The 1,078-nt window shown below is 65.8% G+C and carries 1 protein-coding gene; it reads left to right on the forward strand.

Features of this window, described 5'->3' with window-relative positions; genetic code table 11:
- Window positions 1–97: 97 nt before the first annotated feature.
- Window positions 98–1,057, forward strand: coding sequence for an IS481 family transposase (locus IEY81_RS23885; protein ID WP_189120996.1), 960 nt, complete (start codon window positions 98–100; stop codon window positions 1,055–1,057).
- Window positions 1,058–1,078: the final 21 nt, after the last annotated feature.

Here is a 1,078-nt window from a genome sequence, read left to right on the forward strand (position 1 = left end):
TGTACCCGGCCATGAGGTTGGTGACGGGTCGTTGACGTGGAGAGAGCCTCCGGGTGAGGTGTGGATTGTCTAGATTCACGCCGCCCAGGAGGCTCTCGTGTCCCACCGTAACGCCCGCACCACGTTCCACGGCCGGCTGCTGATCATCCAGCGGCACCGCGCCGGTTGGCCCCGAGCCCATATCGCCAAGGCGATGGGCATCTCGCGTCGCTGTGTCTCGAAGTGGATCGCACGGTTCGAGTCCGAAGGAGCCTCGGGGCTGGCCGACCGTTCCTCACGGCCCCATTCGTGTCCACGCCGCACTAGCCCGGAGGTTGAGGCCTCGATCATCGAACTGCGTCACCGTGAGCGCCGTGGCCGCGATCAGATCGCGGCCGAGTTGAACACATCTGCCCGCACGGTCTCGCGGGTCTTGGCCCGTCACGGTGTGCCGCACCTGAGCGAGCTGGACTCGATCACCGGTGAACTGCTGCGGGCCTCGAAGAAGACCACGGTGCGTTACGAGCGCGCACGTCCGGGGGAACTGGTCCACATGGACGTGAAGAAACTCGGCCGGATCCCCGACGGTGGCGGCTGGCGCGCCGAGGGCCAGACCACCCGCAACCACCGATCCCGGGCCAACAGGACCCGGCTCGGCTACGACTACGTGCACTCCCTGGTCGATGACCACTCCCGGCTGGCCTACAGCGAGGTCCTGCCCGATGAGAAGGGCACCACCTGTGCCGCGTTCCTCCAGCGTGGCATCGCCTACTTCGCCGAGCACGGCATCACCCGCATCGAACGACTGATCACCGACAACGCCTGGGCCTACCGCCACTCCCTCCGCACGGTGTGCGCCGAGCACGACATCGTCCAGAAGTTCATCAAACCCCACTGCCCCTGGCAGAACGGCAAAGTCGAACGCCTCAACCGCACCCTGCAAACAGAGTGGGCCTACCGCCAGGTCTTCACCAGCAGCCAAGAACGAGCAGCCGCCCTTGCACCCTGGCTCGAGCACTACAACACTCAACGCCGCCACAGCTCACTCAACGGGCTCCCGCCCATCAGCCGCCTGTGACCAACGTATTGACCGGGTACA

The sequence above is a fragment of the Nocardioides luteus genome (assembly GCF_014648595.1).
In the GTDB taxonomy this organism is placed as follows: domain Bacteria; phylum Actinomycetota; class Actinomycetes; order Propionibacteriales; family Nocardioidaceae; genus Nocardioides; species Nocardioides luteus.